The following is a 25,480-nucleotide window of genomic DNA, read 5'->3' on the forward strand; positions in this document are numbered from 1 at the left end:
GCATCGGTGTCGGGCAAACAAAGTTTGCTGAGCGCCTGTATCCCAGGTGACGAATGCCACTAAGGCTATGCAGTGAAACCGGCGACAGCCATGTTGCGAGAGGGTCAGGATAAGGCTTTCGCCAGCGGATGACTGCTCACAGCGTCCAAGGGCTGAACAGCGCGCACGAACTCTCGTCTGCTCTACCTTCGCGTCTAGCCGCACTCCCGGAAAGACCGGTCGGACCTCGCCCTTCGCATGATTCTCGGGAACGCGAAACTTGCGCACCCTCACCGTTCCACAGCAGAGGAATGGAGGATTGAATGGAACTCATCCCGACACGCCAGCAAGACGATCTTGCCACCGGCGTGCTGATGCCGCGATCCGATGTGGCTCTCGGCTTCGATCTGACGGACATGGCGATATTCCGAAGCGATGAGGACGCGGGCTCCGGTTCAGACGGGCAAGGACCTGCAGAGATCATGAAGGGCAACCTCAGTCGCCTCTTCTGCGACCCGGAGCCTGGCGTCCGTGCTCAGACCTTCGACCTGCTCTGGCATAAAAACGCCGTCATCTATCACGCCGACACGGCCCGCGCTGGACGGGCAGCCGTCCTTGAAATCGCCAGCCGTTTCGCCGAACGAATGGATGGACTGAATTGCGCGCCCATGTGGCCGGTTTCCGGACAGAACGATCTCTACATGCTCCGCTGGATCGCCCATCGTGATGGTGCTCCGGTGGCTACCGGATGCCATATCGCCCTTATCTTCAGCGGACGCATCCACTCCTTCTACCTGATCGACGACTGAACCGTCTGGGTCGCGCGAGGGCAGTGGAGCGATGGCGGAAACCATCGCACTCTTGCTTCAGCACACGGTCGATCGACGAAGGAGGGATAGCCCTACCATATCCTACGTGTCTTCCATTCCACGTTCCAGCAGCGACCGAGCGCTCGCCAGAATTGCCTCCTCCGCTGAGCGAGGCGCCCAGTCGAGCAACCGGATGGCCTTCTCGGACGTGGACTCGCGGACGATGCCGAGCTGGGGTACCATCGCCGCCATCGCGGGAGCTTCCGCAGCTAAACGGATCACCTCCTCATCCGGCATCTCGCGGGTGGGCACCCCGGATGCGCGATCGCCAAGTTGGTGGCGCAGTATCGCCGCGACGTCCTTGAGCCACAGCGCCGGGCCAGCGACGGCGATGAAGCGCTCGCCCTTTGCCTTGGGCGCGAGCATAGCGCGAAGATGAAGGTCCGCCACGTCCCGCACATCGACGACGCCGAAGGAAATGCGCGGAACAGCTGGCAGCGCCCCCTTCAGAAGACCCTGCACCAAACCGATGGATGTCGAGAAGTCGTCGCTCAGCGCAGGTCCGAAGATGCCGGTCGGGTTGATCACAGATAGTTCCAGACCGTTGCCCTCTCGCGCGATGAAGTTCCATGCCGCCTTTTCCGCGTGGAACTTGGACTGCATATAGGCCTGTACCGAGGGCTCGTCCGGATCGGTCCAGTCGTTCTCGTCGAATGGTCCATTTCGCGAAGGGATCCCGTATCCAACGGCAGCGAAGGATGACGTCATGACGACCCGCGACACCCCGGCATCACGCGCGGCCCGAACGACCCTGAGGGCGCCATCGCGCGCCGGCACAATCAGTTCCTGGGGATCCTCGGGTGCGTCAGCCGGAAACGGGGAAGCAACGTGCAGGATGAAATCCATGCCATCCGCGGCTTCCGCCCAGCCGGCATCGTCGAGCAGATCAGCCTGGACGACATCAACCGCCGCTTCCTTGCTTGCGTGTAGCGCAACGAGGTCCCGAACCTCGACGGCGCGTTCGATGGTGCGCACCGTCGTGCGGACGGCATGTCCTGCGTCAAGCAGCTGAAGGATGCAGTGCCCTCCGACAAATCCGGTGCCGCCAGTGACAAGTACCTTGGCCATTTCGATGTGTTCTCCTTTCGGAAAACCATATGAAGCCCACCGGTGTTCTAGATAACCAGCGTTCACCTTGATGCACTAATGCGAAAGTCCGAATTATGAAGCCGCTCAGCCTGCGTGATCTCGAAGCGGTCAGGCTTCTTGGGATGCGTCGCAATTTCCGCGCCGCCGCAGCCGAACTGGGCGTCTCTGCGCCTACGCTCAGCCACATGATCGCGTCGATAGAGAACCGCATCGGCATTCGCCTGTTCAACCGCACGACACGTAGCGTAGCTCCGACGGAAGCAGGGGAAACACTGATCGAGAGGATGGCGCCAGCGCTCGCCTCGATCTCCGAGGCCTTCGATGTGATCGAGGGCCTTAGAAGCGAAGCAGCCGGCCGAATCCGGTTGAATGCCTCCGAGGTCGCCGCGGCGCGGCTCCTTCCAACCGTTGCCGCATTCATGGCGGGATATCCGGGGATTGATGTCGAGATCGTGAGCGACGGACTTCTGAGCGACATCGTGGCTGACGGCTTCGATGCCGGCATTCGACTTGAGGAGGTGGTGCCGCAGGATATGGTCGCGATCGCCCTCAGCCCCGAAGAGCAGATCATAGTTGTTGGATCACCGGCATATTTCGACGACAAACCGGCGCCTGAAAGACCGGAGGATCTCGTTGATCACGACTGCATCGTAGCCCGACTGCCAAGCGGGCGGGTCATGCCGTGGGAGTTTTACGATGGCGCTCGGCCGTTCACCATAGCCGTCAGCGGGCGGCTTCAGGTCGGCTCCGTTGCCATTGCGCTTCAAGCCGCGAAGCTGGGGCTTGGCCTCGCTCACGTGAGCATGTCGGAGGCGCGTGAGGATATCAGTTCGGGAAAGCTCGTGCATGTGCTCGAACTCTTGGACGCCGCCATTTCCCGGACTCCGCCTCTATTATCCCCGACAGCGTCATCACTCTGCTGCCTTCGGGGCCTTCCTGGAATATCTGCGGATGCATTGCACTACAATAAACTCCGGCTCTGCTTTGACCGTCGGGGTCATCGCCCGGAGATAGCGGAGAGTGTATTCTTCGAAACGATGTCCATAGTCGTCACGCACCGGGCCGCCACCACCGATCACATCGTAGAACAGCCCGGAGGTGATCCGCTCCAGGATCAGGTCGGGCAATGGCGATCGCAATTTCCAGCCGCGTCGGCCGCTACGAACACAGGGAAATCGACGCAGAACACTCGGCCGGTAAGCCATGGTGTCCCAGCCTTTTCTTTCTTCCTTGGCTCGCCTCTGAAGCTCCCCCAGAGGCGCAGCGAGGATGTTGAGGGCCTTGTCACGCATGTCTGCTGTGACCCCGAGCAGGCCGAAATCGCCGTCGGCACCGAAATTCGGCCTCTGCTTGAACCCGGCGTATAATCCGAACCCGACTATCGTGAGCTCGTTTATTCCGATGCCATACTTACGATGAAAATATTCAGCGCATTCGCCCTGCCCATAGATGAAGATGTTACGATAGAACTGCGGGACGTTCAAATACCCTCGCTGCCAATCGAACTGCCGTCCACTTATCCTGAACAATTCCTTGAATATATTGACACTGTCTTTCTTATCAACAAAGTCCAGATCGTCTATCCGCCGAAGCTGGTTCACCACATTTGCGGCGGTCTCCCATTTGTTACAGGCCAAAGTTCGGTAGATGCTCTTGGGCGAAGCAAGAAGTTCATTCGCCAACGTTTCCAATTCCCAAGGATAGATGGCCAAGGCCGAGCCCATATCTTCGCTATCGGCCCCTTGGGGAACCCCGAAGGGAAATACCGCTGCTCCACCTGCTGGATTGCCTGACTGTAGAGCATTTATTCCCCATAGCATCAGCAAGAAAGACTTATCGTCGGCGCAACCCAGCATTCGCGCGAACTTGTCCCGGACGGCCTGACGTTCATCGTTCTTCATGATCTCATTCTCCAGCAGCCTAGTGTAACATCGTCGCTAGGGCGCTGCTGCACTTAAATCATTGCCAGCTGCCGTCCCGCGTCCGGCGGCGGCGATCCGCTCCGCCACAAATCCTTCGTGCGCTGCACCACCATCCTGCTGGCTGCGAACGGCGGACGGAACTGGAACCCGATCACGTCCTTGATCCCGCCATGCAGCCAGTCGTCATATTCGTGCCGGTCGAGAAGGACCGGCATTCGGTCGTTCGTCGGCGGGATCGCCTCGTTCGCCTCCATCGTCATACCTGCATAGACGGACCCCTCGCCCGGCAGGTTCCGACAAAAGCCCGCCCAGGCCATGATCGGCTCGTTCCTGAGCGAGAACCACGTCCGGGTCTTCGCACCCTCGTCGCCATCGGGGTTGGCGAAGTGTGTCAGCACGATCAGGCAGCGGTAGCGCGGCTCGACGACGATACCCTCCCACATCGGGTTAGTGAGGTCCGCCACTATTCCGACTCGTCCCGGATCCTCACCGCGCTCGCGCATCTCCCTTGTCTGCCGTGGGAACCCCCATGTGACAGACTTCAGGATGCGACGGCCGGCCTTTTCGAAAATGATCAGGCCTGGCAGCCCCTCTCCGGTTTCATCCGGAATGTGGACCTGCGGCACCGGATCGATGCCGAAATGAGCCGCGATCTCCGCGGGACCGGCCATCACCGTGTGCAAGCGGGACATGTGAGGATCCCAATTCTACGAATCGCTCTCGTCCTATCATGGAACATTGCAAGAACAAAATTGCGTTGACTTCAGGCGTGCAAAGGCATGAACAAATAGGGAACGAATCCAAACGAGCCGCGTATCCGAATCCGATGCACCAGTCCGCCGTCCTTGCAGATCTCCGTCAGCGCATCGCGCTGATCGAGGGCGCGTGCGTGCGACATGCGGCCCTGCCGTTTGGCATCCACGCCATTGACCGCCACCTGCCGGCGGGCGGAATATCGACCGGTGCCCTGCACGAGGTGGCGGGCAGCCCGGAACTCGCCGACGACGCGGCGGCGACCGTGTTCCTGGCAGGCATTCTCGCGCGATGTGATGGGCCGGTCTTCTGGTGCCTGCGCTGGCGCGACCTCTTCGCCCCCGCCCTCCATCTCGCCGGACTCGATCCCGATCGTGTGATCTATGTCGAAGCGGGCAGCGACACGAACGTGCTCATCGCCATGGAGGAATGCCTGCGTCATGCGGGCCTCGGCGGCGTGGTCGGCGAGCTGAAGAAGACGACGCTCACCGCATCCCGGCGCCTGCAGCTTGCGGCGGAGCAGTCCGGCGTCCCCGCATTCGTCTTCCGGCGGGCGTCGCCAGTCGAACAAATGGGCGACGGCACGGCTGCGCTGACGCGATGGCGCGTGACGGCGGCGCCCAGCGAGAAACTCGGCATCCCCAGCCTCGGCCGCCCTCGCTGGCGGCTCCAACTCGAACGCGCCCGCGGCGGTGATCCCCAGCTCTGGACGGTGGAGGCCTGCGATGAGACGGGTCGTATCGGTCTTCCTCCCGACGTGGCCCACGGATCGCGTCAGGCGGAAGGCCGGCAGGCAGCCTGAGGGCGCGCCGCTCCCCCTCGTCACAGCGCTTCCCGACCATGGCCGCCGCGTGATCGCCGCCGTGGACGTCGAGGCGCGCCGCCTCGGCATCCTGCCGGGCATGACGGTGACGCGCGCCCGGTCTCTGGCTCCTGACATAGATGTGGTCGACGCGGATCCCGATGGCGATCTGGACGGCCTGCGCCGTCTCGCCCTGTGGGCTGGGAAGCGATACTCGCCCGTCGTCGCCCCGGATCCGCCCGACGGGATCTGGATGGACGTCACCGGCTGTGCCCATCTTTTCGATGGCGAGGTGCCGCTTCTCAAGGACATCATGCGTCGCGTCGCCGGCTCCGGTATGGCATGCCAAGGCGCCATCGCCGACACGGCCGGATGCGCCCATGCGGTCGCCCGCTTCGTGCCGTCCGGCCGGCCCACCATCATCGAGTTGGGCCAGACCCGCAAGGCGATGGCCATCCTTCCCGTTTCCTCGCTCCGGATCGAGCCGGGCGTCGCCGATGAACTTCGCCGCATGGGGTTCGAACGGATCGAACAGCTGATCGCCGCACCGCGTGCGCCACTGGCAAAGCGGTTCGGCCGCCAATTATACAAGCGACTGGACCAGGCGATGGGCCAGATCCCCGAACCGATCGATCCCATCTTCCCGGTCGACATGCCACGCGTCCGACGCGGACTGCTCGAGCCCATCGGCACGGCAGATGCGATCGCGCAGGTGATTGGTGACCTGTCCGCCGACATTGCCGCCGTCATGACGCGAAGCGGCGTTGGCGCACGCAGGCTCGACCTGCATTTCGAGCGAGTCGATGGCCTGCGGCCAGCCGTCCGCGTCGGCACTGCGAAACCAAGCCGCGACATTCTGCACATGAAGAAGCTGCTGGCCCAGAAGATAGAGGCAGTTGATCCCGGCCTCGGCATCGAAGCGATGTCGCTGGTCGCCAGCCTCGTCCAACCGATGGGTGCAGCACAGATCGGCTCTGTCCTCCAGAGCGACCAGCGCGGCCCCGACCTGCCGTCCATCGTCGACACCCTAGCCAACCGCTTCGGTCCACGGTCGCTATACCGGGCGGCACCGCGTGAAGGCGGCATGCCCGAGCGCGAGGTGGGTCTCGTCTCCGCTATGTCCGCACCATCCGCGATCGCGTGGGCCGACGATCTGCCTCGACCTGCCCGAACGATCGAGCCACCTGAGACGGTCGATGTGATGGCGGCGCTGCCCGACAGCCCGCCAGCGATGTTCGTCTGGCGTGGACGGCGCTACCGGATCACCCAGGCCGACGGCCCGGAACGCCTTCATGGCGAGTGGTGGCGCGAGGGTGGCCATGAGGCCGACACCCCGCTCACCGTGCGCGACTATTTCCAGGTCGAGACCGAACGCGGCGGCCGCTACTGGCTGTTCCGGCTCGGCGACGGCGAGAACCCCGCCACCGGATCCATGCGCTGGTTCATCCACGGGGCCTTCGCATGAGGCTTGGGCCTATGCGTCGGCGTGGCGGCCCTCTGCGAATTCCTCGACGAGCTTGGAGCAGAAGGCTGGGAGATCGTCCGGATTGCGGCTGGTGACGAGACCCTCGTCGACCACCACCTCCTGATCCGTCCAGCTGCCTCCGGCGTTCTCGATGTCGGTCTGCAGTGTCGGATACGAAGTCAGCTCACGATCGCCGACCACGTCCGCTTCCACCAGCAGCCACGGACCATGACAGATCGCACCGACTGGCTTCTTCTGCTGGAAGAAAGCGCTGACCAATTCCACTACGTCATCATCGGCGCGCAGCTTGTCGGCTCCGACAGTGCCTCCGGGAATGATCAGGCCGTCGAAGTCGTCTGCGCTGACGTCCGCCACCGTCTTGTCGACCTTGTAGCTGCCGCCGGGATCGAGATCGCCGTTGTTGGTCTTCGCCTCCCCCGCCTCGATGCCGATGACGGTGACCTTCCCGCCGGCCTGTTCGACCGCCTCCTTCGGCTGGACGAATTCGGGCTCCTCCGTCCCGCGCGGCGCGATGAGGATGGCGATGTTCTTGCCGTCGAGCGTCATGTCGTGTCCTTCCATGGAGCGATTGCGCCGATCCGGCGCCCTTTTCGTCCAAGTCCGGACGCCGATGGCGGTTCCACCGGTGGCGGTGGTTGGTTGGTGAATGAGACAGACGGAGCATGCCAGACAATCTGCATCAATCGGCGGGTCAGGAACGAGTGTGACCAGACGCCTGTTATTCGCGCATGGCCAAACTGAAGGTCTTCCGCACCCCCATCGGGTTCCATGACGCCTATGTCGCGGCGCCAAGCCAGAAGGCCGCGCTGCAAGCGTGGGGTTCCGACGCCGACCTGTTCGCACGTGGCATCGCCGAGAAGGTCACAGATCCGAAGCTGATGGAGGCACCGCTCGATAAGCCGGGCGTCGTCATCAAGGTCAGCCGGGGCAGCGCGGGCGACCATTTCGAGACCAAAGAGCCGAAACGCCCGGCAGACCGGACCGGCAGGAAGCGCAAGGCGGTGCTGGAGGAGGAAAAGACGGATTCAAAACCTGCCCCGCCAGCCCCGAAGCCAAAGAAGAAGATCCCGCGACCCAGTCGCGCAAAGCTCGAAGCCGCTGAGCGGGCCGTCGATCAGGCGGCCGCCGACCTGAAGGAAAAGCTCGCCGACATCGACGCGCGGAAGCGTGCTCTCGATGCTGAACGGCGCGCCTTGCAGGCCGATATTGCCAAGCGCGTGACGAAGGTGGAGGCTGCCCGTGACCGGGCACGCAAGGTTTATCAGACCCGGCTGGAGAAGTGGGCGAGCCGTTGATCGTGGAAACGATGGTGCGACCAGGTGTTCATCCTCAAAAGGCAGAGCAGAGTTAGGACCATGGCCGGAGGATGGACGCGCGACGGCGCGGTGCAGGATCAGATCGACGATACGGTGAAGGATGCCGTGGAAATCGCGCGCGGCAGAATGAACGCAGGTGAAGGGCTCACCCACTGCGAGGAATGCGGCGAGGAGATCCCCGCAGCGAGGCGCAAGGCGCTACCCGGTGCCCGGACCTGCGTCCCCTGCCAGTCCGGCCGCGATACCAAGGCATCCGTCTCCCTCTTCAACCGTCGCGGCAGCAAGGACAGCCAGCTGCGCTGATCCGCATGGTCGACGATCGCCATCCCGTTACGCCGGACGGCCGCTACTTCGTCGTGCGGGGACGCCTATGGCGAAAGTCCGATCCGTCACTCCCCGACGGCAAACGCGAAGACCTGGTTAGGGAATTGATGGACGCGCGCAAGGCGATCGGATCGGCCAAACGGGATGGCGACATTGCCGCCGAGCGGACGTCGCGGTCCATCGTCAATCGCGTGAAACGCGAGCTTGGCGAGCGAGGCCCGGTCTGGTGGCAAGACGGCTCGCCTGATTACAACCGCCACATGGCACGCAACACGCCCTATGCCGAATGGTTCGCTCGCCTTTCGACTGATTGACTCCGACGCCGGCGATATGGGAACATAGAGGGAACAAATTTCCCGAGTTCCTGAACCCATGTTTCACCTCTGCGTCGCCCCATGATCGAAGACGATCCTCTCCATGGTGCGCGATACGTCGAGCTTCAGACGACCACGCACTTCTCCTTTCTGCGCGGCGCCTCCAGTCCGGAGGAGCTGTTTTCCGCGGCAGCCGTGCTCGGCTTGCCGGCGCTGGGCGTGACCGATCGCAACAGCTTCGGCGGCGCAGTGCGCGCCTGGGACGCTCAGAAGGTCACCGGCGTGCGAGCCATCATCGGCTGCCGGCTCGATCTGGTCTGCGGCACGTCGCTGCTCGTCTATCCGACGGACCGCGAGGCCTATTCGCGGCTCTGCCGCCTACTCAGCATCGGCAAGGGCAACGCCGGCAAAGGCGCCTGCCATCTCCATTGGTCCGACGTGGCGGAATGGGCGGACGGCATCATCGGCATCCTCGTCCCCGATCGTGCCGACGCCGCTACGGAGGAGGCTCTGGACCAGATGAAGGCCATCTTCGGCGACCGCGCATACATGGCGCTAACCATCCGCCGACGCCCCAAGGACGCCATCCGGCTTCGCGACCTCGCTGCGATGGCGGCGAAGGCCAGGGTGCCCACCGTCGCGACGGGCGACGTGCTGTATCATTCGCCCGACCGGCGGATGCTTCAGGACGTGGTGAGCTGCATCAGGGAAAAATGCACAGTCGACACGCTGGGACGGCGGCGCGAGCGATTCGCCGACCGGCATATGAAGAGCGGAGAGGAGATGGAGCGGCTGTTCCGCCGCTATCTCGGCGACGTCGCGCCGCTGCGGCGGAGCGTTGACATCGCCCGGCGCTGCACCTTCGACCTCGGCCAGCTTACCTACACCTATCCCGACGAGATCGGGGAAAGCGGGCTGACCCCGCAGCAAGAACTGGAGCGGCTGACATGGGAGAAAGCGCCCGCGCGGTATCCCGATGGCCTACCCGACAACGTGCGCCAGCAGCTGGAGCATGAGCTAAAGCTGATCGGCGATCTCGCCTATGCCCCCTATTTCCTCACCGTCCATTCCATCGTCGCCTTCGCCCGGTCAAAGGACATCCTGTGCCAAGGGCGTGGCAGCGCCGCGAACAGCGCGGTGTGCTTCGTCTTGGGCATCACCTCCATCGACCCGGTTAAATCCGAACTGCTGTTCGAGCGCTTCGTGTCGGCCGAGCGGCGGGAGCCGCCCGACATCGACGTGGATTTTGAACACGAGCGGCGGGAGGAGGTGATCCAGTGGATATACGAAACCTATGGGCGTGAGCGATCGGCACTCACCGCCGTCATCACCCGCTTCCGCGCGCGCGGTGCCGTGCGCGAGGTCGGCAAGGCGCTTGGCCTGACCGAGGACGTCGTCGCTGGGCTGGCCAGTCAAGTCTGGGGATGGAGCCGCGAGGGCGTCGAGGCCAGGCACGCGGAGGAGCTGAACCTCGACACCGCCGACCGCCGCCTTGCGCTGACGCTCGAACTGGCCAAGCAGCTGATCAACACGCCGCGCCATACGTCACAGCACCCCGGCGGCTTCGTGCTGACCCTCGGCCGCCTGGACGAATTGGTGCCCATCGAACCGGCCGCCATGGCCAACCGGCAAATCATCGAGTGGGATAAAGATGATATCGACGCGCTTGGCTTCATGAAGGTCGACGTCCTCGGCCTCGGCATGCTCGGCTGCATGCGCCGGGCCTTCGCCCTGCTGGAGGACGACAAGGGCATCGCCATGGATCTGGCGTCGATCCCGCATGACGATCCCGCCACCTTCCGGATGATCCAGAAGGCGGATACCCTCGGCGTCTTCCAGATCGAGAGCCGGGCGCAGATGGCGTCGCTGCCGCTGCACAAGCCGACCCGGTTCTATGATCTGGTGATCCAGGTGGCGATCGTGCGGCCCGGCCCGATACAAGGGGACATGGTCCATCCCTACCGGCGCCGGCGCGCGGGGATCGAACCCGTCACCTATCCGACCGAGGAACTGCGCCGCGTTCTAGAGAAGACGTTGGGGGTGCCGCTGTTTCAGGAACAGGCCATGCGCGTCGCGATCGAGTGCGCCGGCTTCACCGCCAGCGAGGCCGACCTGCTCCGCCGCGCCATGGCCACCTTCAAGCTCACCGGTGGCGTCTCGCATTTCCGCGACAAGCTGATCGATGGCATGATCGGGCGCGGATACGAACGCGACTTCGCGGAGCAGACATTCAAACAGATTGAGGGATTCGGATCATACGGCTTTCCGGAATCTCACGCGGCATCCTTTGCCCTGATCGCCTACGCCTCGTCGTGGATGAAGTGCCATCATCCCGACGTCTTCGCCTGCGCGCTCCTCAACGCCCAGCCGATGGGCTTCTACGCGCCCGCCCAGATCGTGCGCGACGCCCGTGACCACGGCATTGAGGTCCGGCCCATCGATGTGAACCACAGCCGTTGGGACTGCACGCTCGAGCCGACCCACGGACGATGGATGGCCCTGCGCATCGGACTGCGATACGCCCGCGAACTCAGCAACCAGGACGGTGCGGCCATCGTGCTGGCCCGCGGCGACGAGCCATATACCAGCGTCGAGGAAATTCAGCGCCGGGCGGGCGTCAGCGGGCGAGCCCTCGACCGCATCGGCCACGCGCGCGGCTTCGGCTCGCTCAAGCTGTCGCGACGTGCCGGCCTTTGGGAGGTGAAAGGTCTTGGCATCGAGGCGCTGCCGCTATTCGCCGCCGCCGACGAGCGCGCGGGCAAGCTGCGGCCTGAGGCTATCGAGCCGGAGGTGGTGCTGGCCCGGATGGCCGACGGTGAAGAGGTGGTCGAGGACTATCGATCGGTCGGCCTGTCGCTGCGCGCCCATCCGCTGTTCTTCCTTCGGGAGGAACTGACCGCCCGCAAGATGGTGACCTGCGCCGCCCTGAAGGACATCCGTGACGGCCGATGGATCAACCTCGCCGGGCTAGTCCTGCTCCGGCAGAAGCCCGGTTCGGCCAAGGGCACCATGTTCATCACGCTGGAGGACGAGACGGACGTCGCCAACCTCGTCGTCTGGCCGAAGCTGTTCGAGGCGAGCCGCCGCATCGTGCTCGGTGCCCGCATGATGGGCCTGCGCGGTCAGGTCCAGAAGGAAGGCGACGTGATCCACGTCATCGCCCAGCGCCTTGAGGATCTGTCCCCGCTGCTCGATACCGTCGGCCGGCGTGGCGAGGTTGCCGATGTTTATCAGGTGGCACGCGCGGACATCGTGCGCAGCCCAATGGCGCCGGACCCCCGCGATCCCGCGAACCGGGCGATAGGTCCCAGGCCACGCGATATGTTCGATCCGGACCTGCGGCTGGGATCGGGGATCATTCCCGGCCAGCCAACCGAGGGCATCAAGGTCCGGACGCGGGATTTCCGATAGGGCCACGCCCTTCACGACGAAATCGGAAATACAGGCAGCCCGTAAGGTTCGCACCTTTGCGATTTGGAGGTGTCGAGCCTATAAGATCCGCGAAGTGGGGGAAAGCATGATGTTAACTAGAATGGGTCGGCGGTTGGCGAAAATGCCCGATCGACCAGGACATCGTCGCGGACTTTCTGCCGCCCCGAAGTCGCTATCATAAATCGCGGCAAAAACGCCCACGACTTCCAGCGCTCAGGCGCAGGAGTTCCCGCTGACTTCAAGTAATCGTCCATTTGGCTACACAAACTCACTCCCCTACAAGCACTTCGTGCGAGGTGACCTGTCTGTCGTTCACGCTCGGGCTACGGAAATTAAGGAAATGCAATGAACGTCTTCGATCTGGATAAAGAGGTTATCGCAACCTACGAATCCTTTTCTCGTTCGTTCGCGAACATTCGCGCGCCCGACCTGCTCACTCAGGTCTCGAAAATCTATGAGGACGGTGTCTTCTGGCCTGAGCCTCTTCTCGGGATCAACCCCCGCTACCTTTCGGGGCCGAAGGTAACCGATCTGGTTGCGAGCGGAGATCTTGATCCCGCGCTTGCGACCATCTTCGCCAAGGGCGATCCGCGCGAACCCATTCGTCTGTATCGCCACCAGGCACAGGCTGTCGCCAAGGCGAAGACCGGTCAGAGCTATGTCGTGACCAGCGGCACGGGTTCGGGAAAGTCGCTATGCTTCTTCATCCCCATCATCGACGAGATCGTTCGGGGTCGTCGCGCGGGTGCCGCGCGCGGAACGAAGGCCATCATCATCTACCCGATGAACGCGCTCGCCAACAGCCAGTTGGAGGAGCTGCAGAGCTACATCCGCGATTGCGACCTGCCCGACAACCTGAAGCCGACGTTCGCGCGCTTCACTGGTCAGGAGAAGGACGCGCGCCGCCAGCAGATCGTCAACGAAAATCCCGACATCATCCTGACCAACTTCATGATGCTCGAACTGCTCATGACCAGGCAGGACGATAACGATCAGGCCATGATGGCGAACGCGAAGGGTCTTCGCTTCCTCGCTCTGGACGAACTTCACACGTATCGTGGTCGTCAGGGTGCCGATGTCGCGATGCTCGTGCGCCGCGTCCGCCAGCGCCTGACCACCGGGGGCAGCCTTATCTGCATTGGCACGTCCGCGACCATGTCGTCGGCCGATGATGACGGCGAACGCAACCGCGCGGTCGCCGAAGTCGGCAGCCGGCTGTTTGGCGTTCCAGTCAGCGAGCACGACATCATCAACGAAGACTTCGAGCGTGCGACTAATTCGGCTCGCACCGCAGACGGCCTCGGTGCGGAGCTGGCCGGCTTTTTGCAGCAGGATGTTCCGGATCATCTGACCGACCATGATTTGGTCGATAACCCGCTCGCGATCTGGATCGAGACGCGCATTGGACTGGAGGAAGGCCTGAAGTGCCGCCGTCGTCCGCCCATCACAGTGACGGACGCAACCAAGCTGCTAGCCTCGGACACCAAGCTGGATGAGGAACTATGCAGGGACAGGCTCGTCAAGATGCTGGCCGTCATCGGCCTGCCCGAAGACGAGCGTGGCGGCATGGGAGACAAGTCGTTCCTGACCTTCAAGCTGCATCGCTTTATCTCCGGCGCGGGCACGGCATACGCAACCCTGCGCCCAGCGCCAGGGCGCCTTGTGTCCATCACGGGCGACAAATATCATCCGGACGACCCCGAGGCGCGGCTATTCTCGACCTATTTCTGTCGTGAGTGCGGGCAGGAGCATCATCCCGTAACCATGCTCCCGAATGGCGCGGTCGTGCCGCGTGACATCGACGACCTACCCAAGGACGCCGTCGAGGACGACGGCACCAAGCATGGATACATCGTGCCTGTCGTAGGAGACGGCCTCGATTTCTCGGGGGATCCAGAGGACTATCCGGAAGACTGGCTCGATCTCGCATCGCCTTCGCCGCGCCTCAAGTCGACCTACCGCGGCAAGCAGGAGGGTTCGCTTTTGAAGATTGGGCCCGATGGTCAGACCGACGAAGCGGGGATCGAGGCTTGGTTCTTTGCGGGCGCTCATCGCTTCTGCGCCAACTGCAAGAATATCCCGTCGTCGCAGGCGCGAGAGCGCAATAAGCTCGCCAGCCTTTCGGCCGAGGGACGTAGCTCGGCCACGACCCTCATCACCGCCGCATTGCTGTCGGCGATGCATGAAGATGGCTCACTGGGCGAATACCAGCGCAAGCTGCTTGGCTTCACCGACAATCGTCAGGATGCGGCGCTGCAGGCTGGCCACTTCAACGACTTCATCTTCGTCACGCTGCTGCGCGCGGGCCTGCTGAAGGCCGTCACCGACGCCGGCGATCGCGGACTCGAGCATCAGCGCTTCGGGGATGCCGTCCGTTTGGCGCTCGGATTCTCGCGCGACCACAAGGAGCGCCTGGCTGAATGGATGGCCAATCCAGACGCCCGCGGCCTGATCGCGTTCGAGCAGGCGGAGCACGCGGTCACCAAGGTTCTCGCCCATCGCGTGTGGAGTGATCTCCGCCGCGGCTGGCGCTTCACGAACCCGAACCTCGAAGATCTCAAGCTGATCGAGGTCCGTTTCCCCGGCCTCGATGAACTTGCGAAGGATCATGACCTGTTCGCCCGCGATGACTTCCTCACGGAAGCGTCGATCGAGACCCGCAAGGAACTGTTCAAGATCCTGTTCGACGCCATGCGCAAGGGGCTCGCGGTGTCCACCGAGGCCCTTGAGAAGCAGCTGATCAGCCAGGTCGCACAAGAGGCCCAGCAGAGCCTTCGCTTCCCCTGGAACATTAAATCCTCCGAAGCCGACCGCCTGCGGACCGCAGGCGTCTTGATGATCGATGCGCCCAAGCGTGAGACCATCTCGAACGCCGAGAACGATGCCATCACACGCGGTGGCTACATGTCAGCGATCGGCAAGGCGCTGTGCCATTCCCGGCTTTGGGGAGCCAACGGCCCCAAGCGGAAGAACTATGCCGACTTCATCGAGACGCTGATCAAGGCGGCCGAAGCGCACGAAATCCTTCGCAAGGTCCCGATTGGCGGCGGCGACGCCTGGCGGCTGGCTCCGGCCGCACTCCGCCTCCATATCGCACCTCGTTCAGATGGTGATGCGAAGGCCAACGCCTTCTTCCGTGATCTCTACACGTCGGTCGCCACGTCTCTCGGCGACCAGGGCGCGCTCGCCTTCTCGTTCGAAGCCCGCGAACACACCGCACAGGTCGAGAACGATGTCCGGCAGTGGCGCGAAGACCGCTTTCGCTTCGCTGAAGCAGATCGAAAGCGTATCGCCGACAACAAGGAACTGATGAAGGACAAGGAGGAGCCGGACAGCTTCCTTCCGATGATGTTCTGTTCGCCAACGATGGAGCTCGGTGTCGACATCAGCGCGCTGAGCACCGTGTATCTGCGCAATGCGCCCCCGACGCCTGCCAACTACGCACAGCGCGCGGGTCGCGCGGGAAGAAGCGGCCAGGCCGCGCTCGTCGTCACCTACTGTGCCGCGCAGTCGCCGCACGATCAGTATTATTTCAACGACCGCAAGCAGCTTGTCGCAGGTCAAGTGAAGCCTCCCGCCCTCGATCTTGCGAACCGCGACCTCATCGCCAGCCACATCCATGCCGAATGGCTGGCGACCGCTCGAGCGCCGCTCTCCGCATCGATCCCGCAGAACCTCGACATGGACAACACCGATGGCTTCCCGGTCGCGGAAGCTCATCTGCGTGCCTTCGAACAGGCCAAGCAGGACACCCAGCTGCCCCGCGATCTCAAGGCCATCCTTGGGACCGTCACGCCGTATGTGGAAATCGAAGCGTTCCCGGATCTCGCCGATCCGGACACGCTGATCGAGACGGTCATCGCCACCGCCAGCCAAGACTTCGACACGACGTTCGAGCGGTGGCGCGATCTGTATCGTGGGGCGCTACGTGAGCAGGCGGACGCCGACCAAGTCCGCAACAAGACCAATGTCGCGCCGGGTGAGCGCAAGGCCGCAGCCAACCGCTACAAGCTGGCGGCCGACGAACTCGAGATGCTGGTGCACGGCCGTGCGACCAACGGCTCCGACTTCTACACCTACCGCTACCTCGCGACCGAAGGCTTCCTACCCGGATACAACTTCCCGCGCCTGCCGCTCTATGCCTTCATCCCTGCATTGCGTGGCACGGCGGTCCTGCAGCGGCCGCGCTTCCTCGCCATCTCGGAGTTCGGCCCCAACAGCCTCGTCTATCATGAGGGGCGTGCATTCCGTATCACCAAGGCCAAGTTGCCGGCGGGACGGCGCAGTGACGATGGCGGCCTTGCGACCGACACGCTGCTGCTGTGCGGCCAGTGCGGTGCAGCCGAAACCTCCGCGGTCGCCGAGCGCTGTCAGGCGTGTGGCAGTTCGCTGGGTGAAGCCGAGCGCCTCGACTCCGTCTTCCGTATCGAGAACGTCGAGACCTATCCTACGGCCCGCATCACCGCCAACGACGAGGATCGCCAGCGTCGCGGGTTCGAGATCCAGACCGTATTCGCATGGACAGGCGATCCGGGCAGCGTCCAGACCATCAGGCTGGAGCATGACGGCGCATCGCTTGCGATGTTCTCTTTCGGGCGCCGCGCCAAGATCACCCGGCTCAACAAGGGACTCAAGCGCCGCGCCGAGAAGGCGATCTGCGGCTTCGTAATCGATCCTCTCTCGGGCCGCTGGCTGGCCGACAAGAATAATGACGACGGAACGGGAGCCGATCCGGGCAAGTCTCGTCAGCAGCGGATCGTGCCGGTGGTCGAGGATCACAAAAACTCGCTCCTGCTCATGCCCGACCATTCTCTCGGCTTCGAGCTGCACGACATGGCTACGCTCCAGCACTCCCTGGTGCGCGCGATCGAGATCAGCGAGTTGCTGGAAGAAGGCGAGATGCTGGGCGAACCGATGCCCAACCGGGACGATCGCCGTGCCCTGCTGCTCTACGAGGCGACCGAAGGCGGTGCCGGTGTCCTCAGCCGTCTGATGAACACACCCGGACGCTGGCAATCACTGGCGCGCACGGCGCTCGAACTCATGCACTACAAGTTCGACGACAAGGGCGCACTCGTCGACGGCGACAAACCCTGCGTCGAGGCCTGCTATCGGTGCCTCATGTCCTATTTCAACCAGCCGGATCATGAGAATCTGGACAGGACGAATCAGAAGGTCATCGACTTCCTTCTGTCGATGGCAGGTGCCGATACGGTGAAATCCGCTCAATCATCCGCTGCGCCAGCGGGAAGCAACGGACCATGGATCTCCCGCCTCAGCGACTGGGGATTGCCGGCGCCAACGGTGACGACCGTCGATGGCCAGCAGCACGACCTGTATTGGCCGAGCCAACTCCTGCTCGCCGTTCCAGGTGGCGCACCTGCGAGCCTCATAGCGTCGTGCACCGCTCGCGGCATCGACGTGCTTGATCTGCCGACCGACCCGCCGGCAACCATACCTGCCAACCTCGCGCAATACTTCGGGAAGTGACAATGGAAGCAATCGACTACCGGCCGGGAACGCTGGTTACCGCGCGAGGACGTGAATGGGTGGTGCTGCCGTCCCAGATGCCCTCCACGATGCGCCTGCGTCCTTTGTCTGGGGCGGAGGCGGACGCCATCTCGCTGGTCCCCGCGCTGGAGCGTTCGCCGGTTCGAGCATCGAGGTTCGCGCCGCCGCAGGCTGATGCCATCGACAATCAAGATGGCGCCCGTCTGCTCGCCGACGCGTTGCGTCTCGCCATGCGCCGCGGTGCCGGCCCATTCCGGAGTGCTGCCCAGCTCGGCGTCGAGCCGCGCGCCTATCAGCTCGTGCCGCTCCTCATGGCACTCAAGCTCGACGTGAAGCGACTGCTGATCGCCGACGACGTCGGCATCGGCAAGACGATCGAAGCCGGCATGATCGTGCGAGAGATGTTCGATCGCGGCCAGATCGATCGCTTCGCCGTGATCTGCCCGCCTCACCTTGTGTCGCAGTGGCGTGAGGAACTCGCGACCAAGTTCGATCTCGATGCGGTCGAGGTCACTGCCTCGAATGCGCGGTCGCTCGAACGCGGCCTACCGGCATCGCAAAGCCTCTTCGAAGCCTATCCCTATACCATCGTCAGCCTCGATTACATCAAGGCGGATAACCGGCGTGACGAGTTCGCGCGGGCGTGCCCCGCGATGGTCATCGTCGACGAGGCGCACAGCTGCGTCGGCGGCGACCAGGGCAAGAGCAAGCATCAGCGATACGAACTTCTTCAGCGGCTGGCGGCCGACGAAGAGCGACACATGCTGTTCCTGACGGCAACCCCGCATTCGGGCGACGAGGACGCATACGATCGCCTGCTCGGGCTAATCCATCCCGACTTTGCGCTTGGCCCGGAGGGCGGCGATCGAAACGCACGCGAACGCTACGCCTACAGGCTTCAGCAGCACTTCGTGCAGCGTCGCCGTGCCGACGTCGAAGAGGACGAATGGCAGGCTGCGAAGGCGTTCCCCAAGCATTTCGAGGACGAGCGGACTTTCACGCTTACCGGCGACTGGGCGAAATTTCAGGAAGACGTGCTCGATTACTGCGTCGGCCTGGCGGAAAGCGCGGGTGAGAATGCGCAGAAGCGCCGCATGGCGTTCTGGAGCACCCTCGCGCTCATGCGCTGCATCGGCTCGTCGCCAGCGGCCGCACATCAGGCACTGACCAACCGCCTCGCGGGACTCGGCGAGGAAAAGGAGATCCAGGCCGCTGTTTTCGACGAAGAGGACGGGCTGCTCACCGACAGCGACGTCGAGCCCGGCACCGGCGTCGCCGAGGACGAACGTCGCGAACTCGAATCCCTGATCAGCGCGGCCGCGCAGCTCGCCGGCAAGTTCACGCAGGACCCCAAATACAAGTCGCTGGCGACGACGCTCGGCGAGCTGATCGACGAGAGGTCGGCATCTCCCATCGTCTTCTGCCGCTACATCGCCACGGCCAAGGCCGTGGGCGCAGCGCTGGCGAGCAAGTTCAAGGGCCACAAGGTCGAGGTCATCACGGGCGAACTGACCCAGGAGGATCGCCGCGCCCGCATCGAGGCCATGGATCCCGACGAGAAGCGCATCCTCGTCGCCACCGACTGCCTGTCCGAGGGCATCAACCTCCAGGCGCTGTTCGACGCCGTGGTCCATTACGATCTCAGCTGGAACCCGACCCGTCATCAGCAACGTGAGGGGCGCGTCAACCGGTTCGGCCAGCCGTCGGCCTCGGTCTGGACTGTCATGACGTATGGCGGGAACAGCATGATCGACGGCGCAGTGCTCGAGGTCATCACCCGCAAGGCCGAAGCGATCCGCAAGGCGACTGGCGTCACCGTCCCAATTCCGGAGGATTCCACCAGCGTGTCGACAGCGCTGATGCGCGCCATGATGCTGCGTTCCAAGGGCGCGCGCGCGCAAGGCGTGCTCGACCTGTTCGGTTCGACCGAGACGGTAGATCAGCAGTGGCGTGATGCCGAGGAAAATGCCCGGAAGAGCCGCGCTCGCTATGCCCAGGGCACGCTCAAGCCGGCGGAAGTCATTCCCGAATGGAAGGCCATGCGCGCCCTCCAAGGTGGCGAGAAGGAGGTTGAGCGCTTCACCCGTCGCGCACTGCAACGGGTCGGCCAGAACCTCGCCCGGACAGCGACGCCGACGGTCGTCTTCGATCAGCTTCCCGACGCCATGGTCGAGAAGCTGCATGCCCGTAACCTTGCGGGTTCGCGCCGCATCAGCTTCCTCGACGACCCGGCACCCGGCGTCATGCATGTCGGCCGCGTCCATCCGCTCGTCGCCACGCTGGCCGAGAGTCTCGCTGAAGGCGCGCTCGACCCGCTTTCGGTGAAGGAAGGGCGACCGCTTGGCCGGTGCGGGGCATGGATGAGCAAGGACGTCACCCAGATGACGACGATCCTGCTCCTGCGCCTACGCTTCACCATGACGACCAGTCGCCGCGCCAACCGGACGCTGCTGGCCGAGGAGGCTACGGGTCTGGTTTTCGAAGGCGTCGGCACAGAGCCCAACCTTTCCGGGCATGATGCGCTAGCCCTTCTTGAGGCAGAAGCCGCGTCCAACATCGAGGAAGTCGCCATCCGGCGCCGGATCGAGCAGGCGCTGACGCGCCTCGACACCTATGGCGATGCTATCGCCACTTTCGCCCAGCAGCGTGCCGACATCCTCAGCGAGGACCATGAACGCCTGACGCTTGCCGCCCGTGGCGGTGCAACCACTGAAGTGAAAGCCGCGATCCCTGCTGACGTGATCGGGCTCTACGTCCTGATCCCGGAGATGGCATAATGGCTGGCAACAAGCGCGCAGCGGACATCGGCCTTGCCGCGATCACTATCGAAGGCAGCCTGATCGCGCCTGCAGAGGTGCTGCGCATCGCGCACCAGACGCCCGACGATAAGCTGGCCATCGACTATGGCAGCCTGAAGGGCACCGATCTTCGCGAGAAGATCTCGGGGCACTTCAACCTCGGCCGTGCAAGCTGGCGCGGATACGACCAGATCGAGAACCCGACCGTCCAGCAGACTGCCGCCTTCGCACGCTCAATGCTTGCGGAGGTGTTCGGCTTCGACCAGCTCGCCGGCCCCGTCGAGCACGAACATGGCGGTCACCGCTACCGCATCGCCTGGGAGGCCAAGGGCGGTCGCATCCCGATTGTCGTCGCCGCGCCCGACAAGGACGTAGACGCATTTGGCAAGGCTCTGCCTGAGTTCGGCGACGGCTCAGTCGGATCACGATCGAAGCGCAGCCCGACCGTGCTGCTGCAGGACTGGCTGAACGCCGACACTAATTCCCAGTGGGGTCTCGTTTTCGTAGGCGACCGCCTGCGCCTGATGCGGGACAATGCCAGCTTCACCCGCCCGGCCTATATCGAAGCGGACCTCGGCGCGATCTTCCGTGACGAGATGTATGCCGACTTCACTGCACTGTGGCTGCTGATCCACGCTTCGCGCTTCGGTGCCGAAGATGCCGCGCCCTCCGACTGCGCCCTTGAGCACTGGAGGGATGCAGGCGAGCAGGCTGGAACCCAGGTCCGCGCCCATTTGCGTGACAACGTGGAAGATGCACTTCGCATTCTGGCGCAGGGATTCCTCGACGCTGACGAAGGTCTGCGCGTCAAGCTGGATAGCGGCGACCTCTCCATGCAGGACTGGTTCAATCAGATCCTGCGCACCGTCTACCGCCTGATCTTCCTCGCCGTCGCCGAGGACCGCAACCTGCTCCATGCGCCTGAGACCAAGACGGATGTGCGCGGCCTCTATGCCGACAACTATGGGTTCAATCACTGGCGCGATCGCTCGGCACGGCGGCTCGCCTATGATCATCATGTCGACAACTGGGAGACGATCAACATCGTTTTCTCGGCGCTGGAGGATGGCGCCAAGCCGCTAGGCCTGCCGGCCCTCGGCAGCCTGTTCCGCGCGGACCAGACGCCCGATCTTAACACCGCGAAGATTTCGAACCGCGCCTTTCTTGAAGCCGTGTTCCGTCTCGCTTGGTTCGTCGACAAGAGCCAGAACCACCGTGCACGGATCAATTGGCGCGACATGGCCACTGAGGAACTGGGCAGCGTCTATGAGAGCCTGCTCGAACTCGTGCCATTCCGCGAGAATGCCGGGCGCACCTTCGTGTTCGCGGGCGGGCTAGAAACCAAGGGCAATGCCCGCAAGACCAGTGGCAGCTATTACACACCGGACTCACTGGTGCAGACCCTGCTCGACAGCACGCTCAATCCGGTCCTCGATCGGGCGGAGCATGAGGGCGGTGCCGACGCGATCCTCAGGCTGAAGGTGATCGATCCGGCCTGTGGATCGGGACACTTCCTGCTAGGTGCCGCGCGCCGCATGGCGAACCGCGTGGCGCAGGTGCGCAATATCGATGCACCGGACTATCAGGCGGCCATGCGCGACGTGGTGCGCAACTGCATCCATGGTGTCGACCGAAATCCCATGGCGCTCGAACTTGCCAAGGTGGCGCTGTGGATTGAGACGGTGACGCCCGGGAAGCCGCTCGGCTTCCTCGACGCCAACATTGTCTGCGGGGACAGCCTTCTGGGCATCTTCGACCTGAAGGCGATCGAGGAAGGCATCCCCGACGAGGCTTTCATGCAGCTGAGCGGTGATGACAAGAAGGTCGCAGCGGACCTGCGCAAGCAAAACAAGGCTGAGCGCGAGGGTCAGGGTGCCTTCGACTGGAGCAGCGGCGGCGTTGCCGTCATGCCACCCAAGAAAATGGCCGCCGACGTTGGCCATCTTCGCGATCTGCCCGAAGACACCGTCGCCGAAGTGGAGGCTAAGCGCGCCAAGTTCTCGGCCTGGGTGGTCGATCCCAAGCGGACGGCGACCCAGCGCGCGTGCGACCTGCAAGTGGCAGCGTTCCTGATGCCGAAGATCGACAGCGGCGACATTTTTGGACACGCGCCGGTGCCAACCACTGCAACCGTGCGCCAAGTTTTGTCTGGGAAACCGGTGAATATGGAACTCGTCGACGTCGGCGTGTCCGCAGCCAATGGCGCGTCCGCTCTACATTGGCCACTTGCATTCCCGGAGGTGATGATCGGTCGCGGCGGTTTTGATGTTGTGCTGGGTAACCCGCCTTGGGAGGTCATGCAGCTTAGCGAGGAGGAGTATTTCGCCAGCCGCGACCCGGACATCGCGGCGCTGACAGGCGCTCAGCGAAAAACTGCGATCGCAAATCTCGCCAAATCCGATCCAGCGCTGTTCGCAGCCTATGAACTCGATAAACGCGCTTCCGAAAGCGTCAACGAGTTCGCACGCGCAAGTGGACGGTTCGATCTCACGGCTCGGGGCAAGGTCAACACATACGCTTTGTTCGCCGAGCACTTCCTCAATCTTACTCGTAAGGGAGGAAGTGCCGGCGTTATCGTTCCTACCGGTATCGCGACCGACGCCACGACTGCGCCATTCTTCGGTCACCTAGTAAAAACGCAAACACTCGCTGGCCTAACTGATTTCGAAAACAGCGCCCCGTTATTTCCGGGAGTGCACCGCAGCTTCAAATTCTGCTTGCTGAGTGTGCGTTCTGACGTGCAGGCAGCCGACTTCGCGTTCTTCCTCGCTGACCCTTCACAGTTGGAAGATTTGCGTCGCCGTTTCACACTTTCCCCCGAACAGATCGCCCGGATCAATCCCAACACCAAGACAGCTCCAGTTTTCCGATCGCAGCGCGATGCCGAACTGACTGCCGGCATTTATGACCGCGTGCCTGTCTTGATCGAAGAAGGTATTGAAGGCGGCAACCCTTGGGGTGCCGAATTCAGGCAAGGCCTTTTCAATATGACTAGCGATAGCGGCCTATTTCGCAATGAACACCAGATGGTCGATGCTGGCTTCGTGCGAGAAGGGACGAATTTCGTAAAGGAAGAGGTCGTCTCTAGCGCCACAGTGGGTATCCACGTGCCACGTCAATCCGCGTTGGCCTTGGCAGGTGGTCGCGATTCCGGTCATCTTGATCTCTCCACGGGAGGGCCAGGCCAGCGCGCCATGATACGCTTCGTTCCACTAATCGAAGCTAAGATGTTTCATCAGTTTGACCACAGATGGGCAACGTATAACGGTCCCAATAGCCGAGATTTCACGCTTGCTGAGAAGCAAGAAGCGGCCTGCGAACCTGCTCCGCGTTATTGGGTAAACGAGCGCGAGGTAACCGTTCGACTTGCTGCCAAAGGATGGACACGTGAATGGTTGTTGGGCTGGCGCGATATCTGTCGTTCGACTGATGAGCGAACAGTGATTGCGACAGTCTTTCCAAAATCAGCGGTTGGCCACACATCGCCTCTAGCCTTTCTCAATACGGAGCCGCGTAGATGGGCGGCTTACGCAGCCAACTTGGCTTGTTTGACGTTAGATTTCGTAGCTCGACAGAAGGTGGGCGGCACTCACCTGACTTACGGATATCTCAATCAGTTCCCTATCTTGCCTCCGGGCGCCTACGCAGAGAGCGACCTGGATTTCATAGTCCCGCGCGTATTGGAGCTTACATACACGAGCTATGCCATGCGCCCGTTCGCGCGCGACCTCGGCTATGAAGGCGATCCCTTTGCGTGGGACGAGGACCGTCGGGCTCAGCTCCGCGCGGAACTCGATGCCTGGTATGCGCTTGCCTACGGCCTCGACCGCGACGAGCTTCGCTACGTGCTTGACCCGAAGGCCGTGATGGGCGCTGACTATCCGAGCGAGACCTTCCGCGTGCTGCAGAAGAACGAGATCGCCAAGTATGGCGAATACCGCACCCAGCGCCTCGTCATTGCCGCCTATGACTTACTCACCCGGCAGGGCACGCGCGTCCGCAAGGAAGGGTATCGTCAGCAGTGAGTTTGTCGACGGGCCTTCGTGCGACCAGCATCCCGTTCGCCGTCAGCAGCGAGTTGCAAGGTGCTGCCAACGGCCAAGGCTATCGCGTGGCCATGGGAGAATCTAACGGCTGGCAGTTCTGGCAGTCCGCCAGCGCCCCTGGCGAGATCGCGCTCGCCAGCGCGGGGATCGGAGGGCCATGGTTCCTGTCCGTGCAACACAGCGGCATTGCCAGGGAACTGGGAGCGGAAAAGGCGGAGCCCTGCGCACGCGGTCATGTCGTCGCGTTCGCGTTCGCCACCCGCGATGCTCTCTATGAAGGCGTGCGCCGGGCCTACGAACTGGCCCTGTCACTGCCCACGCTCCCGCTTGAGCGGTTCAAGGACGAGCTAGCAAAGGTCGGCGCTACCGAACGCGACGCGCTGATCCGGCAGCGGGTGGGCCAGGACATCTTCCGCGATGCGCTGATGACATACTGGCGTGGGGCGTGTCCCATGACCGGCATCACGGACCCCGAACTGCTGAGGGCATCGCATATCATACGTTGGGCTGACTGCCCGAATGACGAAGAGCGCCTCAACGTCCACAACGGCCTGTTGCTTTCCTCGCTATGGGACGCAGCTTTCGACACCGGCCTTATCACGTTCGACGAAGCCGGCCAGATCCTCGCCGCCCGCGAACTAAGCCGCGCCGCCCGCGCCGAACTCCGCATTGAGGAGGCACGGCCACTGATTCTTGTCGACGCCACGCAGGAGCGCATGGCGTGGCACAGGAAGAACCGTTTCCGAGGAAGGGTCTGAGCGGCTATGAGCCCTCCGCCGCCGCTATCCGATGAAGAGGCTGCCGACCTGGCCTTGTCGATGTCGCCAACGGAACGCGCT

Annotated in this window: 16 protein-coding genes; 13 read left to right on the forward strand and 3 right to left on the reverse strand. The window is 63.1% G+C overall.

Annotated elements, in window-relative coordinates:
* Positions 1-302: 302 nt before the first annotated feature.
* The gene (locus tag U5A89_RS15145) at positions 303-788 is read left to right on the forward strand and encodes a hypothetical protein (protein WP_338161897.1); all 486 of its coding nucleotides are present in this window, start codon (positions 303-305) and stop codon (positions 786-788) included.
* Between the two features lie 102 nt (positions 789-890).
* Here the strand turns inward: U5A89_RS15145 and U5A89_RS15150 are convergent, their stop codons facing one another.
* Positions 891-1,916: an NAD-dependent epimerase/dehydratase family protein gene (locus U5A89_RS15150; protein WP_338161898.1), complete on the reverse strand. Its 1,026-nt coding sequence runs from the start codon at positions 1,914-1,916 to the stop codon at positions 891-893.
* Positions 1,917-2,011: 95 nt separating this feature from the next.
* Here U5A89_RS15150 and U5A89_RS15155 point away from each other — a divergent pair, with 95 nt between their 5' ends.
* Positions 2,012-3,304: a LysR family transcriptional regulator gene (locus U5A89_RS15155; protein WP_338161899.1), complete on the forward strand. Its 1,293-nt coding sequence runs from the start codon at positions 2,012-2,014 to the stop codon at positions 3,302-3,304.
* 48 nt (positions 3,305-3,352) lie between these two features.
* Positions 3,353-3,730, forward strand: coding sequence for a hypothetical protein (locus U5A89_RS15160; protein WP_338161900.1), 378 nt, complete (start codon positions 3,353-3,355; stop codon positions 3,728-3,730).
* 161 nt (positions 3,731-3,891) lie between these two features.
* Here U5A89_RS15160 and U5A89_RS15165 read toward each other — a convergent pair whose 3' ends face one another.
* Complete coding sequence (locus U5A89_RS15165; protein WP_338161901.1) at positions 3,892-4,551, reverse strand: SOS response-associated peptidase family protein; 660 nt, start codon at positions 4,549-4,551, stop codon at positions 3,892-3,894.
* A gap of 134 nt (positions 4,552-4,685) precedes the next feature.
* Here U5A89_RS15165 and U5A89_RS15170 point away from each other — a divergent pair, with 134 nt between their 5' ends.
* A complete protein-coding gene (locus tag U5A89_RS15170; RefSeq protein WP_338163071.1) occupies positions 4,686-5,414 on the forward strand; it encodes an ImuA family protein in 729 nt (242 codons plus the stop codon).
* A 49-nt stretch (positions 5,415-5,463) separates the two neighbouring features.
* Positions 5,464-6,879 (forward strand): DUF6504 family protein, encoded by a 1,416-nt coding sequence (locus U5A89_RS15175; protein WP_338161902.1) that lies wholly within the window; start codon positions 5,464-5,466, stop codon positions 6,877-6,879.
* Positions 6,880-6,888: 9 nt separating this feature from the next.
* On the opposite strand, the gene U5A89_RS15180 is transcribed toward U5A89_RS15175, so the two are convergent.
* A complete protein-coding gene (locus tag U5A89_RS15180; RefSeq protein ID WP_338161903.1) occupies positions 6,889-7,446 on the reverse strand; it encodes a type 1 glutamine amidotransferase domain-containing protein in 558 nt (185 codons plus the stop codon).
* A 182-nt stretch (positions 7,447-7,628) separates the two neighbouring features.
* Between U5A89_RS15180 and U5A89_RS15185 the strand changes: the two genes are divergently transcribed.
* The 8 genes from U5A89_RS15185 (at position 7,629) to U5A89_RS15220 (ending at position 25,399) form a co-directional block, all read left to right on the forward strand.
* The gene (locus tag U5A89_RS15185; RefSeq protein ID WP_338161904.1) at positions 7,629-8,195 is read left to right on the forward strand and encodes a hypothetical protein; all 567 of its coding nucleotides are present in this window, start codon (positions 7,629-7,631) and stop codon (positions 8,193-8,195) included.
* A 60-nt stretch (positions 8,196-8,255) separates the two neighbouring features.
* Entirely contained in the window at positions 8,256-8,519 is a 264-nt protein-coding gene (locus U5A89_RS15190; RefSeq protein WP_338161905.1) for a DksA/TraR family C4-type zinc finger protein, read from the forward strand.
* Between the two features lie 5 nt (positions 8,520-8,524).
* Positions 8,525-8,854: a hypothetical protein gene (locus U5A89_RS15195; RefSeq protein WP_338161906.1), complete on the forward strand. Its 330-nt coding sequence runs from the start codon at positions 8,525-8,527 to the stop codon at positions 8,852-8,854.
* A gap of 81 nt (positions 8,855-8,935) precedes the next feature.
* Positions 8,936-12,265 (forward strand): error-prone DNA polymerase, encoded by a 3,330-nt coding sequence (locus U5A89_RS15200; protein WP_338161907.1) that lies wholly within the window; start codon positions 8,936-8,938, stop codon positions 12,263-12,265.
* 366 nt (positions 12,266-12,631) lie between these two features.
* Positions 12,632-17,776 carry a DEAD/DEAH box helicase gene (locus tag U5A89_RS15205; RefSeq protein ID WP_338161908.1) on the forward strand — a complete coding sequence of 1,715 codons (5,145 nt, stop codon included), beginning with the start codon at positions 12,632-12,634 and terminating at the stop codon, positions 17,774-17,776.
* Positions 17,777-17,778: 2 nt separating this feature from the next.
* Complete coding sequence (locus U5A89_RS15210) at positions 17,779-20,574, forward strand: DEAD/DEAH box helicase (protein WP_338161909.1); 2,796 nt, start codon at positions 17,779-17,781, stop codon at positions 20,572-20,574.
* Positions 20,574-24,620 (forward strand): Eco57I restriction-modification methylase domain-containing protein, encoded by a 4,047-nt coding sequence (locus tag U5A89_RS15215; RefSeq protein WP_338161910.1) that lies wholly within the window; start codon positions 20,574-20,576, stop codon positions 24,618-24,620. The genes U5A89_RS15210 and U5A89_RS15215 overlap by 1 nt, the downstream gene beginning before the upstream one ends.
* Positions 24,617-25,399 (forward strand): HNH endonuclease, encoded by a 783-nt coding sequence (locus tag U5A89_RS15220; protein WP_338161911.1) that lies wholly within the window; start codon positions 24,617-24,619, stop codon positions 25,397-25,399. Before U5A89_RS15215 ends, U5A89_RS15220 begins: the two co-directional genes overlap by 4 nt.
* The last annotated feature ends 81 nt before the right edge of the window (positions 25,400-25,480 follow it).

The sequence above is a fragment of the Sphingobium sp. HWE2-09 genome (assembly GCF_035989265.1).
Taxonomy (GTDB): Bacteria; Pseudomonadota; Alphaproteobacteria; order Sphingomonadales; family Sphingomonadaceae; genus Sphingobium.